The following is a 20,031-nucleotide window of genomic DNA, read 5'->3' on the forward strand; positions in this document are numbered from 1 at the left end:
TGGGAGGAAAAACAGTGAAAAATAAAATGTGGCTCATTGTTGGTGTATTACTTATATTATTTGCTGGATTATATGTTGTGAATAGTTATAAAAATAAACAAGCATTAGAGGAAAGCGATAATCCGTATGGAAAAGACGATTTAAAACAAGAAACAATCGATCAACTGAACGATCCTTTATATCAAAATATTATTGTACCCGAAGATTTGGATGCAAAGTTAGATAATGGGGAAACAATAACTGTTTATTATTTCAGTCCAACATGTGTTTATTGTCAAAAAACGACACCTGTAGTTGTACCGTTAACAGAAGAGCTTGGCGTTGATATGAAGAAAATGAATTTATTAGAGTTCGATAAAATGGATTATTATCATGTGGAAGGTACCCCAACCATTATCCATTATGAAGATGGCGAAGAAGTTGCTAGAATTGCTGGCGAACATCCTGAGGAAGATTTTCGTGCATTTTTTGAACAATATGTGTTAACAAAATAGATGTTAAAAAGCTGCTTTCTATTGTGAAGAATAGAGCAGCTTTTTTGAATGGTTCGATATAGTCACATATGTTTTAAATGTTGAACATACATGTAGAGCATTGCCAATATGCTCGTAAAATTAATCGTCTTCTTTCAACATATAGTAAGTAGAAGTAAAAGGTCGTTCTGCGAAATATGCAGGGAGCCTTGCAAGTTTTGAAAAGGTAAGTTGTTCATATGCACTTGACTTTTGCCAATCTGTGTAATGTCTTTCTGTTTCCCATTGAGTAAAAATAATATACGTATTACCTTTTACCTGTTTTAATAATCTCGCTGCTAATATCCCCTTCGCATGTTGAATAGTTGAAAGTTGTTTGTTGAACCGCTCTTCGAAAACAGCCATACCATCTTCCATTACTGGAACACTATCCATGACTACGAATCCTGTTTTGTTCATAAACCCATAATTAGCTAGGATATCGTACGAACGCCCAGAAACAAAAATACTTTTCTTTTTTTCACTTTCATAATAGACGAGTGTAGAAACACCACTTTTCATAAAGTAAAAATGAATAGTTGGATGAGAATCAGTTACATTTTTTAGAAAATGTGCCGTGCCTGTCGTCATAAAAGCCCGCATCAACTTCCCCTCCTTACTCTTTATTTTACACCATTTAAGCTTGAATTAGTCAATATATCTGAAAAGAAGTAGTAGTGATTACCCCTGTTGCAGGAAATGTCGTATAATAGAAGAGATAAAAAATAGTGGCAAAGTATTAGCAAATCACTTGAGGTGATTATATGGACTCAAATCAAAGGGAAAAACAAAAGAAATCGCGTTCCGATCGTCATAAAAATAAAACAGAACATAGGCCAAAACGATCAGAGAAGCGTAGCATACAATTGAATAAATTACTAAGTAGAATAAAGCGTCAAAAGGAAGAAGACCTTCAAGCTACAATAAAATATGAGCGTCCTACTAAACAAAAGCAAAAAAGAAATCGCTCTGATCGCCATAGAGAAAGAGAAGAACGTAAAGAAGAGAATAAGCAAATAAAACAAGAAGGCAGAAGATCAAAAAAAACGGAGAAAAAAGGTTTTGTTTTTACATTCAAACATACGATTGTTTCTTTTGGTGTTGTATTCGTTCTTGCACTTATTGCTTATACAACCATTCTTTACGGTGGAAAATTAATTGTAGATGAAGAAAAATTAATTATTTCTCCACCAACAACGATCGAAACAGAAGATGGCGATATTGTTTGGTATTTGTATGATCAATATCGTTTACCAGTGGAATTGGACCAAGTTCCAGATCATGTGAAAGATGCATTTGTCGCTATTGAGGATAAACGATTTTACTCTCATTCAGGAGTGGATATTAGATCAGTAGTCCGAGCGATTTATCGGGATATTGTTGCTAGAAGCAAAGTGGAAGGTGGAAGTACCCTTACTCAGCAATTAGCTAAAAATTTATTTTTAACGAATGATAAATCTTGGCTCAGGAAAATAAAAGAAGTCATGATTGCTCTCTATTTAGAGAGAGAATTTACAAAAGATGAAATTTTGGAAATGTATTTAAATGTCGTTTATTTTGGGCAAGGACAGTACGGAATTGAAGCTGCTGCAAATAAATATTTTTACAAATCAGTAGAAGATTTGACATTGGAAGAAGGGGCTTTACTTGCGGGAATGGTAAAAGCGCCAAATGGGTATTCTCCAATTGATCATCTTGAAAAAGCGCAAAACCGAAGAAATCTTGTACTAACTACGATGAGTGAATTGGACTATATTTCGGTTGATGAAGCAAAAGAAGCACAAGCAAAAAATGTCGAATTAAATATTTCGCAACGTAAATACAATCCTGCTCACCATGCCTTTGTTGATATTGCAATACAAGAAGCAGAAGAATTATATGGCATTACATTAGATGACTTGAAACGTTCACGATATCGCCTGATTACGTCGTTGGATGAAACCGCACAAACGATTGCTTTCGACCAATTCCAACAAGACGGCTATTTCCCGGGAAATAACAAGGAAGATGTCGAAGGAGCTTTTGTGATGATGGAGCAAGAAAGTGGCGAGATTGTAGCCGCAATCGGTGGTCGACATTTTCAGACAGGAGATTTGAACCGTGTCGTAAAACCTATTGGACAGCCGGGGTCAACGATGAAGCCATTGGCAGTATATGCTCCCGCATTGGAAACAGAATTATTTACCCCTTACTCGACATTACCAGACGAGCTTCAAGAATGGGATGGGAAACCCGTCCGTAATTACAATGATCAATATGATGGTGCGGTCACTTTTTACAATGCAATAAAGTATTCAAAAAACACCTCTTCCGTATGGTTATTAAATGAAATAGGGGTCGATTATGCGAAATCATATTTGAAGAAAATGAAAATAGATATTGAAGATAAAGATGTTAGAATTGCTTTAGGAGATTTAAAGAAGGGCTTATCTCCGCTTCAACTTGTGCAAAGCTATCGTACGTTTGTACATGGTGGAAAAATGATTGATGCTCATACAATTATTGAAGTGTACAATCGTAAAGGGGAAGTGGTAGCTTCTGCAAATCCTGAAACAACAGAAGTTTTTTCAGATCAAGTTGCATGGAATATGACAGAAATGCTAAAAGATGTAGTTGCTAGTGGTACTGGCCAATCAGGTTACTATCCACATGAACTTGCTGGAAAAACTGGAACAACACAACACCCGAAAGTAAAAGGTGAGACAAAAGACGCTTGGTTTGTTGGGTTCACACCTGAGTATGTAACAGCACTTTGGATGGGGTATGACGATATTTCACAACAAGACCATTTTCTAACTGGAGGAAGTTCGTATCCGACGGAGTTAACGAAGAAAATTTTAACGGAGCTAGATAAGCAACGACCACTTGTTACTACTTTTACAAAGCCCGAAAATGTGCAAGCACTTGCGGAACCGATTGAACTTCCAAACATTACGGATCTTTCTAGTTCTTATGTGTTTGGTGGTTTAAAAATAGTGAAAGGTAAGTTAGAATGGACTGGAACGAAAGATAAACGGATTATTTACCGGGTGTATGAAGAAAATGGCGATAAAGATGAACAAATTGGTGAGGTGAATGGTGAAAATGAGTTTGTTATTGATAAATTTTCACTTTTTGATACCAATTCTTATTATGTCGTACCATATGATCCGTTAGCTCAAACAGAAGGGCAACCATCGAATGTTGTAAAAATTACATTTTGAATGTCTTATTACTAACAACTGAGACATTTTCATAAATAGAATAATGGGCGATTTATCCGAACAATCACGCTTACTTTATGCCTATTGTTCGAAAGGAAAACGCGCTAAACAAAGTTGCTTGTAGCGAAAGGCGACGACTCCTACGGCAATAGCATGAGTCTTGAGACCCCACAGCGAGCAATAGCGAGCGAGGAGGCTCAAGCCATGCCCGTGGAAAGCAACGGTTTCAATACATTTTATATTGTTCGGATTAATCCTAACCTATTTGAATGATGAAATTGATTCAACTATAAATATACCAAGTTTAAATTTAAAAAGGATGAATGAACAGCCTGAAAATACAATTAACACGTTGGTTTTTATCTCACAATACGAACAATATTTATCCTTCTTTTAATAAATGCTAATAAAATAGATAAAAAGTATGTTTATTATTTTTTATACCTCTTTCTATATCGATGTTAATGTTAGGACTTTTAGAATGTAAAAAGACGATAAGAGTAATGATGAATAGAATGACACGCGTTAACCTTGCAACGCGTAAAGCAAGTGATGAGGCCCATCAGCCGCCCGCGAAGCGAAGAGTATATCCTTAGCGATGAGTTAAGATGTGCGTCGCAGTTTAATGCTAATTTTTTAATAATCTGTGTCAATTATGTAACAAAACTTTAGACAAGTTTATGACAATAAACACTAGTCGCTATACAGTTTGTAAGATTATCGATATAGTTAATGAGGAATAGATAAAATGGTATGCTAAGTGAAATGTGTATCATTTAGCAGATAAGAGTATAAAACTTTTTTGACTCGCATAAGTGTAACTTTAGTTATCGCTATTAAAGACTTGGCGATAACCAAGTTTTCTAACATTGGATGGAAAAAGAAAAGGATGATTAAATAATGACAAAGAAATTCAATGATACAATTTTACGCGCATATAATGGCGAGAAAACAAGTCATACACCTGCATGGTTTATGCGTCAAGCGGGAAGATCGCAAAAAGAATACCGTGAAATTAAAAAGAAATATTCTTTATTCGAAATTACGCATCAACCAGAATTATGTGCTTATGTAACAAGGCTCCCTGTAGAGCAATATGGGATCGATGCAGCTATTTTATACAAAGATATTATGACTCCACTTCCTGCAATGGGGGTTGATGTTGAAATAAAGTCTGGAATTGGACCGGTGATCGATAACCCGATTAGGACTGTCCAAGATGTAGAGGCACTTGGTGAGTTAAATCCTGAAGAAGATATAGATTATGTGTTAGACACAATTAAACTTTTAACAGAAGAACAATTAAGTGTGCCACTAATAGGATTTAGTGGTGCACCCTTCACATTAGCAAGCTATATGATTGAAGGTGGACCATCAAAGAATTACGCAAAAACAAAGGCACTTATGTATAGTGAACCGAAAACATGGTATACATTAATGAATAAGCTAGCGGAAATGATTATCGTCTATGTAAGGGCACAAATCAAAGCAGGTGTTCGAGCAATTCAAATTTTTGATTCTTGGGTAGGGGCATTAAATGTAGCCGATTATCGTACATATATTAAGCCGACAATGGAACATATCTTTACGGAGTTAAGAAAAGATAATGTCCCACTGATCATTTTCGGAATTGGTGCGAAACATTTATTGCTTGAGTGGAATGACCTACCAGTAGATGTGATAGGACTTGATTGGCGCACAAACATTTTAGAAGCACGAGAAATTGGGGTAACGAAAGTGTTACAAGGAAATTTAGATCCAGCCATTTTACTTGCTGATTGGGAAACGATCGAGTCACGTACAAAATTAATTCTTGACGAAGGAATGGCAGATGGACGACACGTCTTTAATTTAGGGCATGGTGTAACACCTGATATTACACAAGACACACTGGGAAAATTAGCACATTTAGTTCGTACATATTCTAAACGGTAAAAAGGGCACATATTTAAACTTGTTAGGTAGGGTGATATAAATGAGTAAAGAAAAAGTAGCACTACTGGTTATGGCTTATGGAACTCCTTATAAAGAAGAAGATATAGAACGATATTATACACATATAAGACACGGAAGAAAACCGTCCGAGGAGGCATTACAAGATTTAACTGAGCGATATCAAGCTATCGGTGGTATTTCCCCTCTTGCGAAAATAACGGAAAATCAAGCGGAAAATTTAGAAAAAAAATTGAACGATACCCAAGATACATATGAATTTAAGATGTATATCGGCTTAAAGCATATCGAACCTTTTATTGAAGACGCGATCGAACAAATTGCCAATGATGGGTATAAAAAAATTGCCTCGATTGTTCTGGCACCACATTATTCTACATTTAGTGTGAAGTCATATAATGGAAGAGCAAAAGAAGAAGCTGAGAAATACGGTATTGAGATCCATTCAGTTGTCGATTGGTATGATAAACCCGGATTTATCAAGTATTGGGCTGATAAAATTGAAGAAACGTATCAACATATACCGAAGGATGAACAAGCGAGTTCTGTATTAATCGTTTCTGCCCACAGTTTACCAGAGAAAATCTTGGCAGGGGGAGACCCGTACCCAGAACAGTTAGCTGAAACGGCAAAACTAATTGCAGAAAAAGTAACTGTTCCTAATTATGCAATTGGCTGGCAAAGTGAAGGGAATACGCCTGAACCTTGGCTCGGTCCTGATGTACAAGATCTAACAAGAGATTTATATCAAGAAGAAGGATATAAAGCATTTATTTATGCTCCAGTTGGCTTCGTTTCCGATCATTTAGAAGTGTTATATGATAATGATTATGAATGTAAAGTTGTTTGTGATGAAATTGGTGCTAGCTATTATCGACCGGAAATGCCAAATACGGATTCACTTTTTATTAAAACACTTGCAGATGTTGTGCTGGATCAATTGAACGGATAAGAAGAAAGATTTTGTGCACATTTCACAGAAAAAGAGTGATGTACAGTGAAAAACATACTAATTATTGGAGGCGGAATTACAGGGTTAACTTCCGCCTTTTATTTGCAACAAAAAATAAAAGATAAGAAACTACCATACAACGTAAAATTAGTCGAAGCAACTAACAGACTCGGTGGAAAAATCGCAACAGTTCATCAAGATGGGTTTACCATTGAGCGGGGACCTGACTCATTCTTATCCCGAAAAACACCTGCTGTTACCCTAATTGACAAGCTAGGATTACAGGATCAACTTGTTCGAAATGCGTCTGGACAAGCTCATATTTTAGTAGGGAAAAAACTGCATAAAATTCCACCTGGATCATTTATGGGGATACCTATTGAGGCCCGCCCCTTTTTATTTTCAGGATTATTTGGCGTAAAAGGAAAAGTGAGAGCTAGTTTAGATTATGTTGTACCAAAAGGAAAAGCACAAGACGATCAATCATTAGGTTTATTTTTTAGGCGACGTTTTGGTGATGAATTAGTGGAGAATTTAATTGAACCATTGCTCTCAGGTATTTATTCAGGTGATATGGATGAAATGAGTTTAATGGCGACATTTCCGAATTTTTATCATTTGGAACAAAAGTACGGAAGCTTAATTAAAGGATTACAAAAAACAATGCCGAAACGACCGAAAACGAAGGAAAAGCAACCAGGTATTTTTTATGCACTTCGTGGTGGCTTCGAATCATTAGTTGTTGAATTAGAAAAACAGATTGGTAAGGACGTTATTTCGTTATCTACTGCTGTTGATCATATAGAGAAAAAAGAAAATGTGTATCATGTATTATTAAGTGATGGTACTGTTTATAGGGCAGATGCTATCATCGTTGCAACACCACATCAAACATTACGAAAAATATTTAGTCAGCATGATATGTTTAAAACAGTTGATGAAATTCCGAATACATCTGTTGCAAATGTCGCTTTAGCTTATGATCAAAAGGCTGTTAAGAAAGAATTAGATGGAACAGGTTTTGTTGTATCGAGAAATAGTAATTACCGCATTACTGCTTGTACTTGGACACATCGAAAATGGCCACATACCACTCCAAATGGGAAGGTATTGTTACGAAGTTATGTTGGGGGCCCCAACGATCCAGAAGCAGTTCATTTAACAGATGAGGAACTCGTTCAAGTTGTATTAAAAGATTTAAATAAAACGATGAAAATAACAGGAGAACCATTGTTTAACATTGTTACTCGTTTTAAAAATCAGATGCCTCAATATACAGTTGGACATAAGGAACGAATAAAAACATGGAGAAGCTATATGGCAGAACAGTTACCAGGAGTTTTCCTTACTGGTGCCTCTTATGAAGGTGTTGGAGTTCCAGATTGTATTGAACAAGGTGAAAAAGCTGTATCAGATTTAGTGCAATTTATTTCAGATAAAAGCGACGAAGAAGCAAACGACTAAATAAAATGCGTTTTAGCCACAAGGAGTTTTCCTCCAATGTGGCCAAAACGCATTTGTCTTCTTATAGATAAGAAGTATAAAAGTCTCTTACCGCAAAAGTTCAAATAAGGCATTCGCAATAGCAAATAAGTTCATCACTTATCTCCATAATTGCTACATCACGACCATTGCGCACATTCTTTGGAAATTACGCAGTTTTTCAAAAGTTTCCGTACTTCACTTAAGAATTTGCGCACTTTCCTTAGGATTTTCCGCACTTTTCACAGGAAATGCCGCGTTACGATAGTAAGGACGATGACAAGCGTGGCAATAATTGTTGTAAATAAAAATACGATAAAATGAATATGATCATTTTTCTCTGGATTATTAAAAGGTAATCCTAGCATCCCTTTTAAGAAAATTTGAATTAATTGAATCCCAAATAACAACATGAAGACACCCATTCACACCTGGAGTAAATAATTTTGCAAGATGTGAGCTTAAACCTGTGATTCCGATTAAAATAGTGAGGATAGCTGAAATAAATATGCCAATGGCTAAACTTCCACCCAGCTCTTCCAAAGAAATCCCCTGTGCTGATGAAGTGATAACGAGCGTTAAGATAACTCCCCACCAAAGACCTGAATGTCCTTCCATAATTGCTCTTTTATGTCCAGAAGGTGCTTGCACAATGCAAATAATCCCGGTTATAGCAAAAGATAATTGTAAAAGTGTAACAGTAACCGCTTGTTCCAATTCAAAAACTTCCCCGATTTCTTCCTCAGCATTATTTAGAATTAACCCTCCATTCGCTTTTCCAACTAGCATCTAATAGAAATTTTGAGCAAAAAAAATAAGCAACTAAATTTAATTAGTTGCTTCATCCGGAAAGGAAGTCTTATTATAGAATAGACTTTAAATATTGTAAAAAATGGATTGACACGTCAACTGTTAACGAGCAGGATGATTACAATCATCACAAATATTGCCATAACAATCGGCCTGTTCAACCATTTCGCTACCACATTGCTTACATTTCTTCTTAGGTAAGTTTCTAAAAAACTCAATAACGTTCACCACAATAACTCCTCCTTGTTAGGAATAGATGTAAGTAATTAATACCTTTTGAACTGTTACATGTATTGTACTATAACAATAAATTTAAATCAACCCTGTTTTACAACAAAATCAATATTTATTTTTTAAAATGTGAAAACTGTGTTACAACATTATATGTAAGGAGTCCAAAAAATGAAACTAACAGTGATTGGATATTGGGGCGGTTATCCCGCCAAGGATGAGGCGTCTTCGATGTATATAGTGGAAAAGGACGACTTTATGCTAGTCCTCGATGTTGGGAGTGGTGGATTAGCTAAGTTTCAAAAATATAACAATGTAACAGATATCGACGCTGTACTACTATCACATTATCATGCAGACCATATTGCTGATGTAGGTGTACTACAACATGCCTATTTAGTACAGTCTTATCTAACAGGTGTCAAAAAAACGTTGCCAATCTATGGACATAAAGAAGATGAAGAACAGTTTGATCAATTAAATCATGATTATACAGAAGCAAGGCAATATGAACCGAATCATACACTTAAAATTGGTCCATTTTTTATTCGCTTTTTGAAAACGAATCATTCTGTACCATGTTACGGTATGCGAATTACCGATGGAGCTAGTACTATTGTTTATACAGCTGATTCGGCATACCAAGAGGAATGGATCAAATTTAGTCAACATGCTGATTTCTTATTGGCGGATTGTAATTTTTATGCCAATCAAGATGGTACAAAGGCGGGGCATATGACGAGTAAAGAAGTTGGTATTATTGCAGAACAAGCAGCTGTTAAAGAATTAATTTTAACTCATTTACCCCATTATGGAGACCATAAACAACTAGTAGAGGAAGCAAGGAAAGAATTCACAGGAAAAGTTACGCTTGCATCTGAAGGATTAACTTGGGGGGAGCAATGATTTTTGTCAGATTTCTAAGTTGCAAAAGGTAAAAAAACAATTAAACTAATATTGAAGGGGCTGAAATAGATGAAATTTATCGATAATAAAGGAATTACGGATCCATATATCAATTTAGCTTTAGAAGAATATATTCTTAAAAATTTCGGGGAAGAAGATACTTATTTATTGTTTTATATTAATGCACCATCGATTATCGTCGGAAAAAATCAAAATTCAATAGAGGAAATAAATACAGACTACGTTGATGCTAATCATATAAAGGTTGTTCGAAGATTATCAGGTGGTGGCGCTGTTTATCATGATGAAGGTAATTTAAATTTTAGTTTCATTACAAAAGATGATGGAAACAGCTTTCATAATTTCGCAAAATTTACGGAACCAATCGTTAAAGCATTGAATGAAATCGGTGTTCCTGCTGAATTAATTGGTCGAAATGATTTGCTAATTGAAGGTCGAAAGTTTTCGGGAAATGCCCAATTTTCTACAAAAGGAAGAATGTTTAGCCATGGAACATTAATGTTTGATTCTGAAATTGAACATGTTGTTGCTGCGTTAAATGTAAAAAAGGAAAAAATTGAATCGAAAGGGATTAAATCAATTCGGAGCAGGGTAGCAAATATAACGGAATATTTAACCGAAGAAATGAAGATGGAGCAATTTAAAAATATTCTTTTATGTTCTATCTTTCATGTGGAAGATGTAAAAGATGTCCCTCAATATGAGTTGACAGAGGAAGACTGGGAAAAAGTGTATGAAATTTCCCGTAATCGTTACCAACGTTGGGATTGGAATTTTGGAAAATCACCTGCTTTCAACAAAAAAGCATCACATAAATTTCCATCTGGACTGTTGGATGTACGATTGGATGTGAAAAAAGGAATGATTCAAAATTGTAAAATTTATGGTGATTTTTTTGGAATTGGTGAAGTGGAAGATATTGAAAATAAGTTAATTGGTGTTAGACACGAGCGTGCCGCAGTTGAAGCTGCATTAGAAGGAATCGATATCCCTTATTATCTCGGGAAAATTACGAAAGAAGAGTTTGTTCATTTAATTTATTAATGGTAGCATACCGAAGAGGCAGATCAAAGCGTCAGGGAACGACGCATTTGGGGACTTTGTAACCAAATGAAATGCCTCTTTCCATTTTATTGAGTGTAAAATGAATGATAGGGTGGAAAAGTAAAAATGTCGTTTTAATAGATTGATTGTTAATTATTTTTTGATAATTAATGCAAATTAGTTTCTTTTCCCTATTTTTTATGTTAGCGTAGTCCATAATCCCTAATTTCTCGTTTGATAATTGAAAGGATGAGAGATTATTGTATAATGAATTTATTAAAATTAGTTATGAAATTACACCTCTTACAATGGCGGTCTTGTGTAAAAAAAATGACAAAGGAGCGACGAAAACTTTCGTTCTTGAAGAAACACGAGATTATATTGTCCATTTAACCCCAACTAAAGTAATTGATCATGCATGTAAGTTTTTTGGAAGTAGCCTGAAAGGAAGGCTCGAAGGAACAAAAGACATAAGCAACATTACTCATAAGGCACCTGTAGCAATTGACCCTTCAAGCGGAATGTACTTCTTTCCAACGGCCTCGCCCATGAATAAAAATTGTTCTTGGATTTCCCACTCTCACGTCGATTTTGTAAAACCCATAAGAAATGACAAAACTGAATTAATTTTTAAAAATGGCGCTCGGATAAGTGTGGATGTTTCGTATGGTTCCATCTTAAATCAAGTACAACGGACCGCACAATTTCGTTATTCATTAGAGAACAGGATGAACTTAATTAAGACTGCTTTATTAGAACAAGAAATGAATAAAGAATATAATTAAATACATGGATACATGGAAAAATCGACGATGAGAAAAGATGATCAATCATAATGAATTGTTTTTAGTTTATAATAGTAAATAAATCTGTAAAATGAAAAATTAGGGATTGCTTTTTTATTATAACGATAGCTAATTAATTATCGTCCCTTGATCTACTTTTTCAAACATCTTTTCTAAATTGAACTTTTGGGAGAAACTCACGTGTTAAATTCAACAATAACAGTAGTAGAAGAGGCTAGTGAATTTTTTGATTATGTCATAGAAATATTAGATAAATATGAAAAACTCGGTCCAATTCCAGGAATTTTATTACCTTTCATTGAGGCATTTTTGCCCTTTTTGCCGTTATTTGCTTTTGTGATGGCAAATAGTGCGGCATATGGTTTATTGAAAGGATTTTTATACTCATGGCTCGGCTCCTCTTTAGGCTCGATAGCTGTGTTTTTTATCATTCGAAAATTTGGTAATAAAAAGTTATTGATGAAAATTAAAAAAAATCGGCAAGTTATCCATGTTACTTCATGGGTAGAGCGTCATGGGTTTGGTCCGTTATTTTTATTATTATGCTTTCCCTTTTCACCGTCATCGATTATTAATGTCGTTGCTGGTCTTTCAAATGTTAGTAAACAACAATTTATTTTAGCCGTATTATTAGGAAAATCCGTCATGATTTTTTCCATTGCTTATATTGGTTCAAGTATTTTTGAGTTTGCCAAAAACCCAGTAAAAACAATTATTATTACGATTTGTATTATTATTTTTTGGGGACTTGGTAAATTGTTAGAAAAGAAATTAATAAAGCGCTCTGAAAACCGACACAATGGAACAGATACTTAAAATTGGAGGGGTAACGATGTCATTACGAATGATCATTGGAAGATCTGGAACAGGGAAAGGGAATGTAATATTACAAGAAATGAAGGAAAAATTACGTTCTAACCCGCATGGTCGTACGATTCTTTACATTGTTCCGGAGCAAATGACCTTCCAACAAGAATATGCCCTATTTCGTGATGATCAAGTCAAAGGGAGTATCCGTGCTCAAGTCGTTAGCTTTTCACGACTTGCATGGCGAGTATTACAAGAAACTGGTGGAAGTACGAAACAATTTATTAGTTCAACTGGACTTCAAATGATGTTACGAAAAATTATCGAAGAGCGTACAGAACCGTTTGAAATGTTTCAAAAAGCTGTTGATAAACAAGGCTTTGTTCAAGAGCTTGAAGGCATGATTACTGAATTTAAACGACATTGTATTACACCAGATGTATTAGCGGAACAAATCAATTACACGGAACAGAATATTCCGTTAACGAAAAAATTAGCAGATTTACATTACATATATGCCAAGTTAGCTTCATTATTACAACATAAATATATTGATGGGGAAGACCAGTTACAATTTTTAACAGAGAAAATTGCTGACACGGAGCTTTTACAAGATGCTGATATTTATATCGATGGATTTCACCGATTTACACCGAAAGAATTAGAAATAGTGACAGAGCTTTTAAAGGTGAGCAAACAAGTGACAGTGACATTGACGACTGATGAATTAGCACTTGAGAAAGAACCGTCTGAACTAGATTTATTTTATCAGACGACTGAAACGTATTTCACTTTACAACAATTAGCGAAAGAACATGATGTTTTGCTGGAAGAACCAGTTATCCTTCATTCTGAAGCTGGACATTTTAAGGAAAGTCCTTATTTTTTCCATTTGGAGAAATATTTTGATGAGCGACCAACACCAGCCTTACAAACGGAGCAACGAAATCCTATTCAACTTGCTGAAGCAGTTCATCCACGAGCAGAATTAGAAGGAGTTATCCAAGAGATTTTGCGACTCGTTAGGGAAGAAACTTATCGGTACAGAGACATTGTTATTTTTGTCAGAGAAACAGAGGAATATAATGATTTAATTCAGACGATGTTTGCAGATTATAATATTCCTGTTTTTATTGATGAAAAACGAACGATGCTCAACCATCCTTTAATTGAATGTATCCGCTCCTTATTTGATGTCGTTGAATCAAACTGGCGGTATGATGCGGTCTTTCGACTTTTAAAGACAGGCTTTATTAAGCCGACTGATCGAACGTTTCCTTTACATCTTGATGCAATTGACGAACTAGAAAACTACTGTTTAGAATATGGAATTCGTCAGAAAAAGCAATGGCTGCAAACCGAAAAATGGATCTATAAACGTTTTGCTGGATTTTCAGAAGCAGCACAAACAGATAAAGAACTTGAAAAAGAAGAAAGAATCAATGCTTATCGAGATCAAGTGGTACAAGCACTTAACGTTTTTGATAAACAAATAAGAGGGAAAAGGACGATTAGACAACGCTGTGAAATACTATATTCATTGTTAGAACGGTTACATATACCAAGGCAACTTGAACAGAGTCGCGCGAACTATGACGATCTGGGAAAAGTGGAAAAAGCACGGGAAGAAGAACAAGTATGGAAGGCTCTGATGCAACTTTTAGATGAAATGGTAGAAATGATCGGAGATGAAACATTGTCTTTCCCAATGTTTCAAAAAACGTTCGAAGCAGGTCTGGAAGCACTACAATTTGCACACGTACCACCAAGTATGGATCATGTTATCGTCGGTTCGATTGATCATTCTCGAATTGCTAATAAAAAGTGTGCCTTTTTACTCGGTGTTAATGAAGGATCATGGCCGATGAAGCCAGCTGTAGATGGTATGATTAATGAACGAGAGCGGGAATTTTTGAAGCAGTTTGGAATGCAACTCGCAGAAAGTAATCGGAGAATTTTATTAGATGACACTTTTTACATGTATTTGGCATTTACGTCTGCAACAGATTATTTATGGGTTAGTTATGTGCTAAGTGATAACGAAGGAAAAATGAAGACTGCTTCTCCGATGATTAATCGGCTGAAGGAACTTTTCCCTGTCTTGAAAGAACCAATTTTATTAACGGATCCAGATGAATTGCAAGAAGCTACTCGCTTTATTACGACAAAAGAAAAAACAAGATCTGCACTTACGGTCCAATTATCCCGTTATGTACGTGGATATAGAGTAGAAGATATTTGGTGGAATGTGCTAGATTGGTATATGAAAAACGAGGAAAAACATGATACAACTTATAAAGTGTTGCAAAGCCTGTTCTATGAAAATAAACCGACACCTTTAACAGCACATACGGTTGAAAAGCTGTATCCAAAACAAGTAAAAACGAGCGTATCCCGTCTTGAAATGTTACATCGTTGTTCGTATCAACACTATGTTCAATATAGTTTACAACTGGAAGAACGACGTATGTATAAATTAGATGCTCCAGATATCGGACAACTTTTTCATGAAGCATTAAAAACAATTACAGAATGGATTCAGCAAGAAGGAAAAGATTTTGCTAGATTAACGGAAGTAGACTCAAATCAATATGCTAAAAAATCTATCTCACACTTAGCACCAGCACTACAACATCACATATTATCGAGTTCGAATCGTTATCAATATATTCAACGAAAACTCCAAGATGTGATTGCTCAAGCAACATATATATTAAGTGAACAAGCGAGAGCTAGTGGATTTTCCCCTGTCGGGATTGAACTGGGTTTTGGGTTTGAAAAAGGGTTAGATCCTGTGACGATTGCACTTCCAAATGGTTATGAACTTTTATTAAGAGGGCGGATAGACCGAGTGGATAAGTCTGTCCATCATGACAATTTATATTTACGGATTATTGACTATAAATCTAGTTCAAGAGGACTCGATTTAGTAGATGTTTATTATGGTCTAGCGCTACAAATGCTCACCTATTTGGATGTCGTTTTATCTCAGTCGAAGCAATGGCTCGGTATGGAAGCGACCCCAGCTGGAATACTTTATTTCCATGTTCACCATGCTATGTTATCAGAATCGGAACGGTTAAGTGATGAACAAATAGTTGAAGAAATTTTTAAACGATATAAAATGAGTGGATTAGTAACATCTAATCAAGAAATAGCCAAGCTAATGGATACATCACTAGAATCGGGTCGAAGCAACATCGTACCAATAGGTTTTAAGAAAGATGGTAGTTTTTATGCGGGTTCTAAAGTAGCTAATGATGATACGTTTAAACTATTACAAGAGCATATGTATCATTTAATGAGACGGGCAGGAATTCAAATAACGTCGGGAGAAATAGAATTAAATCCGTATGAAAATAAAGAAGGAAATGCTTGTACCTTTTGTTCATTTAAATCCATCTGTCAATTTGATCCGATTTTAAAGGAAAATAATTATCGTCGATTAAAACAGATGAAAGAAGAAGAGATCCTTGAAAGTCTCAAAAAGCAAACAAAAGAATCGGGAAATTTGCTGTTATAGAGGAGGAGACATGAAGTGGTAACTTGGACGAAGGAACAACGAGAGGCAATTGAACGAAAAGGGTCTAATATTCTTGTGGCAGCAGCGGCTGGATCAGGAAAAACAGCTGTATTAGTGGAACGAATTATTCAAAAATTAATGGATGTAGAAGATCCATTAAATATTGATGAAATTCTTGTAGCTACATTTACAAATGCGGCGGCAGAAGAAATGAGAAACCGAATCGGAGTTGCTTTAGAAGATGCAATCGCAAAAGACCCAACATCTTATCATTTAAAAAAGCAACTCTCCTTGTTACAACGAGCATCTATTTCAACTTTGCATTCCTTTTGTACGACAGTAGTTAGACAGTATGCTTATTTATTAGATATAGATCCTTCATTTCGGATTGCGGATGAAATGGAAATCGATTTAATAAAGCAAGAAGTAATCGATGAAATGTTTGAAGATGCATACGGTGCTGAAGAGGAAGAATTAGACCGCTTTTTTACCGTCGTTGATATGTTTTCCAGTGATCGCAGTGATGTGGAAGTGGAAAAGCTTGTATTAACCTTATATACATTTGCCATGCAACACCCTTGGCCTGAACAATGGTTAAATGGGGTGGCAGAAAGTTATCATATAGAAGAAAATTGTTCCGAAGACGAACTTTCTTGGTTAACGATCTTAAAAGAAGAAGTGAAAGATCAGCTTTATTCTTTTCGGAGCGAAATATTGCGGGCAATGGACATTGCAAGAGAAAGTGATGGGCCTTATCATTATTTGGATGCACTGGAAGCGGATATGAATGTAATAGACCATGCAATAGAACATGCCCATTTATGGGAAGATTTACAACAGTCGATCGTTTCAAGTAAACTAAAAAGTTTATCAAGAAAACGTGTCGAATGTAATGAAGATAAAAAAGAAAAAGTGCAAAAAATACGAAGTCGTTTTCGTGAACAGTGGAATAAAATGAAAAAGAATTGGTTTAGCCGAAATATTGCTGCCCATCTAGAGGATATGCGCCTCTTATTTCCTGCTATAAAACGAGTGACAGAACTTGTCATTGAATTTAAGGAACGTTTTTCGGCAGTTAAAAGAGAGAAAGCTATCGTTGACTTTTTAGACTTGGAACATTTTTGTTTAGCTATTTTAATTGAACCAACTTCAACATTAGAGCAAATTATTCCATCCGATATTGCCTATTATTACAAAAATCAATTTAAAGAAGTGCTCGTCGATGAATATCAAGATATTAATATTGTGCAAGAAACGATTTTATCTGTTGTAAGTGATGATACAAAACGAGGAAACATGTTTATGGTTGGGGACGTAAAACAGAGTATTTATCGTTTCCGTCATGCAGAACCGACCCTCTTTATTGAAAAATATAAACGATTTAGAGAAGATGAATCACACGGAAAACGAATTGATTTAGCCAGGAATTTCCGCAGTCGAGAAGAAATTTTAACGGGAGCTAATTATATTTTCAAACAAATTTTTGATGAGTCACTTGGAGAAATTGAGTACGATACGGCTGCGGAATTAATATACGGTAATACATCTTATGATAATGTGCCAATAGAAAATCCAGAAACAGAGCTATTGATTATTGACCGGGATACAGAAGAGAAAGAGGAACAGACAGAGGGAGAAAGTGTCGAGGATCTTGAAGCAACTCAACTTGAAGTAAGACTTTACGCGGAAAAAATAAAAGAATGGATCGGGACAAAAGATAAAGCTCCTATGCAGGTAATCGATAAAGCGACGAATAAAAAACGCAATATCCAGTACCGTGATATTGTTATTTTGCAACGGTCTTTAACTGGAGCACCGACAATTGTTGATGAATTAAAAAAACAAGGAATTCCGGTGTATGCCGAACTACGAACAGGCTATTTTGTCGCTATTGAAATCCAAGTAATGATTAATATGTTAAAAATTATTGATAATCCTTATCAAGATATTCCACTTGCCTCTGTATTACGTTCGCCAATCGTTGGCTTGAATGAAGAGCAATTGACACAAATAAGATTAACGAAAAGATATGAATCTTTCTACGTGGCATTAAAACGATATGCAAAAGACAATCAAGATGGAAGTATTTTAGTTCAACATTTTCTTGATCAACATAAGAAATTCAGACAGCTTGCGAAAGAAGGAGCATTATCGGAGCTTATTTGGCAGATTTATCGGGATACTGGCTATTATGATTTTGTCGGAGGTATTCCAGGTGGTAGACAAAGACAAGCTAATTTACGTGCTTTATATGATCGAGCACGTGGCTATGAATCCACATCATTTCGTGGATTATTCCGATTTTTACGTTTCATCGAGCGAATGCAGGAACAAAATAAAGATTTAGGGGAAGCTCGAGCATTAAGTGAACAAGAAGATGTCGTTCGGATTATGACTATTCATAAAAGTAAAGGACTTGAGTTTCCAGTCGTCATTATTGGCGGAATGAATAAAGAATTTAATTTTAGCGATATTCGTGCGAAATATATTTTGGATAAAGATCAAGGGTTTGCGACGAAATTTATCGATCCAGTCAAGCGAATTACGTATCCAACTTTATATTACGTATCTTTACAACAAGAATCTTTACGAAAATTATTAGCAGAAGAAATGCGTGTTTTATATGTTGCCATGACACGAGCAAAAGAAAAGTTAGTGATGATTGGTAATGTGGCATCCTTTGAGAAAAAGCAGGAAAAATGGCTACAAATAACGGATCATCTAGACTGGATTTTACCAAAACAGCTGCGTAAAGAAGCGAAAACGTATTTAGATTGGGTTGGTCCCGCGTTAATCAGACATCATCAATCATCATTATTATTGGGGGAAGAAGAACTTGCGGTAGATATGCCTGATGAAATTCGGAAAGATCCATCACAGTGGAAGTTAGATATTGTTTCAGCTACAAAACTTACAAATATCAATGCACAAGTGGAAGAGACGAAAGAAAAGCTGAAAAATACCATTATTCATTGGGAAAATGCTCTCCATGCAAACCCAGTATTTGAAAAAGAAGTGGAAGAGAGATTATCTTTTCAATACACGTTTCAAGAAGCGACTGAAGCACGTGCGAAACAGAGTGTAACGGAAATAAAAAGAAGGCAAGAGTTAGCAGATGTTTATAGTGATCAACAACTTACATTGCCGTTTCGGGCTCCTTTAAGGCAGAGACCTTCTTTTATGCAAGTGGAAAAAACACTTACTGCTGCTGAAATCGGAACTGCCATGCATACAGTAATGCAACATTTACCCATTTCACGACCGCTTTCAAAAGAGGACATTAAAGAGTATGTTTCCATATTCGTCGGGGAGGAAAAAATAACAGAAAAAGAAGCAGAAGTCATTGATTTGGACGCAATTGAACATTTTTATTCAACTGATCTTGCAAAACGTATGTTTAGGAGTGAAAATGTGGAACGAGAAGTACCGTTTACCTATACGTTAGAGGCAAGTGAAGTTTATCCAAATTGGTCGAGTGAAACAAATGAAAAAGTGCTTCTTCAAGGAGTGATTGATTGTATTATTTATACGGACAAAGGAGCAATTATTCTCGATTATAAAACAGATAAAATAACGGATGAAATGATTACAGATGAATTAATCACTAAATTAAAAGCTCGGTATAAAATTCAGATAAACCTATATAAACAAGCATTAGAAGATATTTTGCAACAAAAAGTGTCTGAAAGTTATTTATACTTTTTCTCCAGAGATTTATTAATTAAATGTGAATGACGTAAATTTGACACAACTGAGAATGATTATCCATTGGGGTGCACTC

The 20,031-nt window shown here is 35.4% G+C and carries 14 protein-coding genes; 11 read left to right on the forward strand and 3 right to left on the reverse strand.

What is annotated here, in order from left to right:
- Positions 1-14: 14 nt before the first annotated feature.
- Positions 15-494, forward strand: coding sequence for a thioredoxin family protein (locus DFR56_RS09885; RefSeq protein ID WP_110395276.1), 480 nt, complete (start codon positions 15-17; stop codon positions 492-494).
- Positions 495-614: 120 nt separating this feature from the next.
- Here the strand turns inward: DFR56_RS09885 and DFR56_RS09890 are convergent, their stop codons facing one another.
- Positions 615-1,115 (reverse strand): antibiotic biosynthesis monooxygenase family protein, encoded by a 501-nt coding sequence (locus tag DFR56_RS09890; RefSeq protein ID WP_110395277.1) that lies wholly within the window; start codon positions 1,113-1,115, stop codon positions 615-617.
- Positions 1,116-1,276: 161 nt separating this feature from the next.
- Here DFR56_RS09890 and DFR56_RS09895 point away from each other — a divergent pair, with 161 nt between their 5' ends.
- From DFR56_RS09895 to hemY, 4 genes are all read left to right on the forward strand, one after another.
- The gene (locus DFR56_RS09895) at positions 1,277-3,715 is read left to right on the forward strand and encodes a transglycosylase domain-containing protein (RefSeq protein ID WP_110395278.1); all 2,439 of its coding nucleotides are present in this window, start codon (positions 1,277-1,279) and stop codon (positions 3,713-3,715) included.
- A gap of 900 nt (positions 3,716-4,615) precedes the next feature.
- Positions 4,616-5,650: a uroporphyrinogen decarboxylase gene (hemE, locus tag DFR56_RS09900; protein WP_110395279.1), complete on the forward strand. Its 1,035-nt coding sequence runs from the start codon at positions 4,616-4,618 to the stop codon at positions 5,648-5,650.
- A 40-nt stretch (positions 5,651-5,690) separates the two neighbouring features.
- Positions 5,691-6,620, forward strand: a complete 930-nt coding sequence (gene hemH, locus DFR56_RS09905) for a ferrochelatase (RefSeq protein ID WP_110395280.1) — start codon at positions 5,691-5,693, stop codon at positions 6,618-6,620.
- 45 nt (positions 6,621-6,665) lie between these two features.
- A complete protein-coding gene (hemY, locus tag DFR56_RS09910; RefSeq protein WP_110395281.1) occupies positions 6,666-8,084 on the forward strand; it encodes a protoporphyrinogen oxidase in 1,419 nt (472 codons plus the stop codon).
- 366 nt (positions 8,085-8,450) lie between these two features.
- Here hemY and DFR56_RS09915 read toward each other — a convergent pair whose 3' ends face one another.
- On the reverse strand, positions 8,451-8,891 hold the full coding sequence (locus tag DFR56_RS09915) for a purine/pyrimidine permease (protein WP_244916472.1): 441 nt from the start codon (positions 8,889-8,891) through the stop codon (positions 8,451-8,453).
- Between the two features lie 123 nt (positions 8,892-9,014).
- Positions 9,015-9,143: a protein YhfH gene (yhfH, locus tag DFR56_RS09920; RefSeq protein ID WP_207519595.1), complete on the reverse strand. Its 129-nt coding sequence runs from the start codon at positions 9,141-9,143 to the stop codon at positions 9,015-9,017.
- A gap of 171 nt (positions 9,144-9,314) precedes the next feature.
- Here yhfH and DFR56_RS09925 point away from each other — a divergent pair, with 171 nt between their 5' ends.
- The 6 genes from DFR56_RS09925 to addA all read left to right on the forward strand — a co-directional run bounded on the left by DFR56_RS09925 (position 9,315) and on the right by addA (position 19,985).
- The gene (locus DFR56_RS09925) at positions 9,315-10,049 is read left to right on the forward strand and encodes an MBL fold metallo-hydrolase (RefSeq protein WP_110395283.1); all 735 of its coding nucleotides are present in this window, start codon (positions 9,315-9,317) and stop codon (positions 10,047-10,049) included.
- A 69-nt stretch (positions 10,050-10,118) separates the two neighbouring features.
- Complete coding sequence (gene lplA, locus DFR56_RS09930; RefSeq protein WP_110395284.1) at positions 10,119-11,114, forward strand: lipoate--protein ligase; 996 nt, start codon at positions 10,119-10,121, stop codon at positions 11,112-11,114.
- A 260-nt stretch (positions 11,115-11,374) separates the two neighbouring features.
- On the forward strand, positions 11,375-11,899 hold the full coding sequence (locus tag DFR56_RS09935; RefSeq protein ID WP_242694645.1) for a competence protein ComK: 525 nt from the start codon (positions 11,375-11,377) through the stop codon (positions 11,897-11,899).
- Between the two features lie 201 nt (positions 11,900-12,100).
- Positions 12,101-12,736, forward strand: coding sequence for a TVP38/TMEM64 family protein (locus tag DFR56_RS09940; RefSeq protein WP_244916473.1), 636 nt, complete (start codon positions 12,101-12,103; stop codon positions 12,734-12,736).
- Positions 12,737-12,752: 16 nt separating this feature from the next.
- On the forward strand, positions 12,753-16,250 hold the full coding sequence (gene addB / locus DFR56_RS09945; protein ID WP_110395286.1) for a helicase-exonuclease AddAB subunit AddB: 3,498 nt from the start codon (positions 12,753-12,755) through the stop codon (positions 16,248-16,250).
- A 15-nt stretch (positions 16,251-16,265) separates the two neighbouring features.
- A complete protein-coding gene (addA, locus tag DFR56_RS09950; protein WP_110395287.1) occupies positions 16,266-19,985 on the forward strand; it encodes a helicase-exonuclease AddAB subunit AddA in 3,720 nt (1,239 codons plus the stop codon).
- Positions 19,986-20,031: the final 46 nt, after the last annotated feature.

It is taken from the genome of Pseudogracilibacillus auburnensis, assembly GCF_003201975.1.
Lineage (GTDB): Bacteria > Bacillota > Bacilli > Bacillales > Amphibacillaceae > Pseudogracilibacillus > Pseudogracilibacillus auburnensis.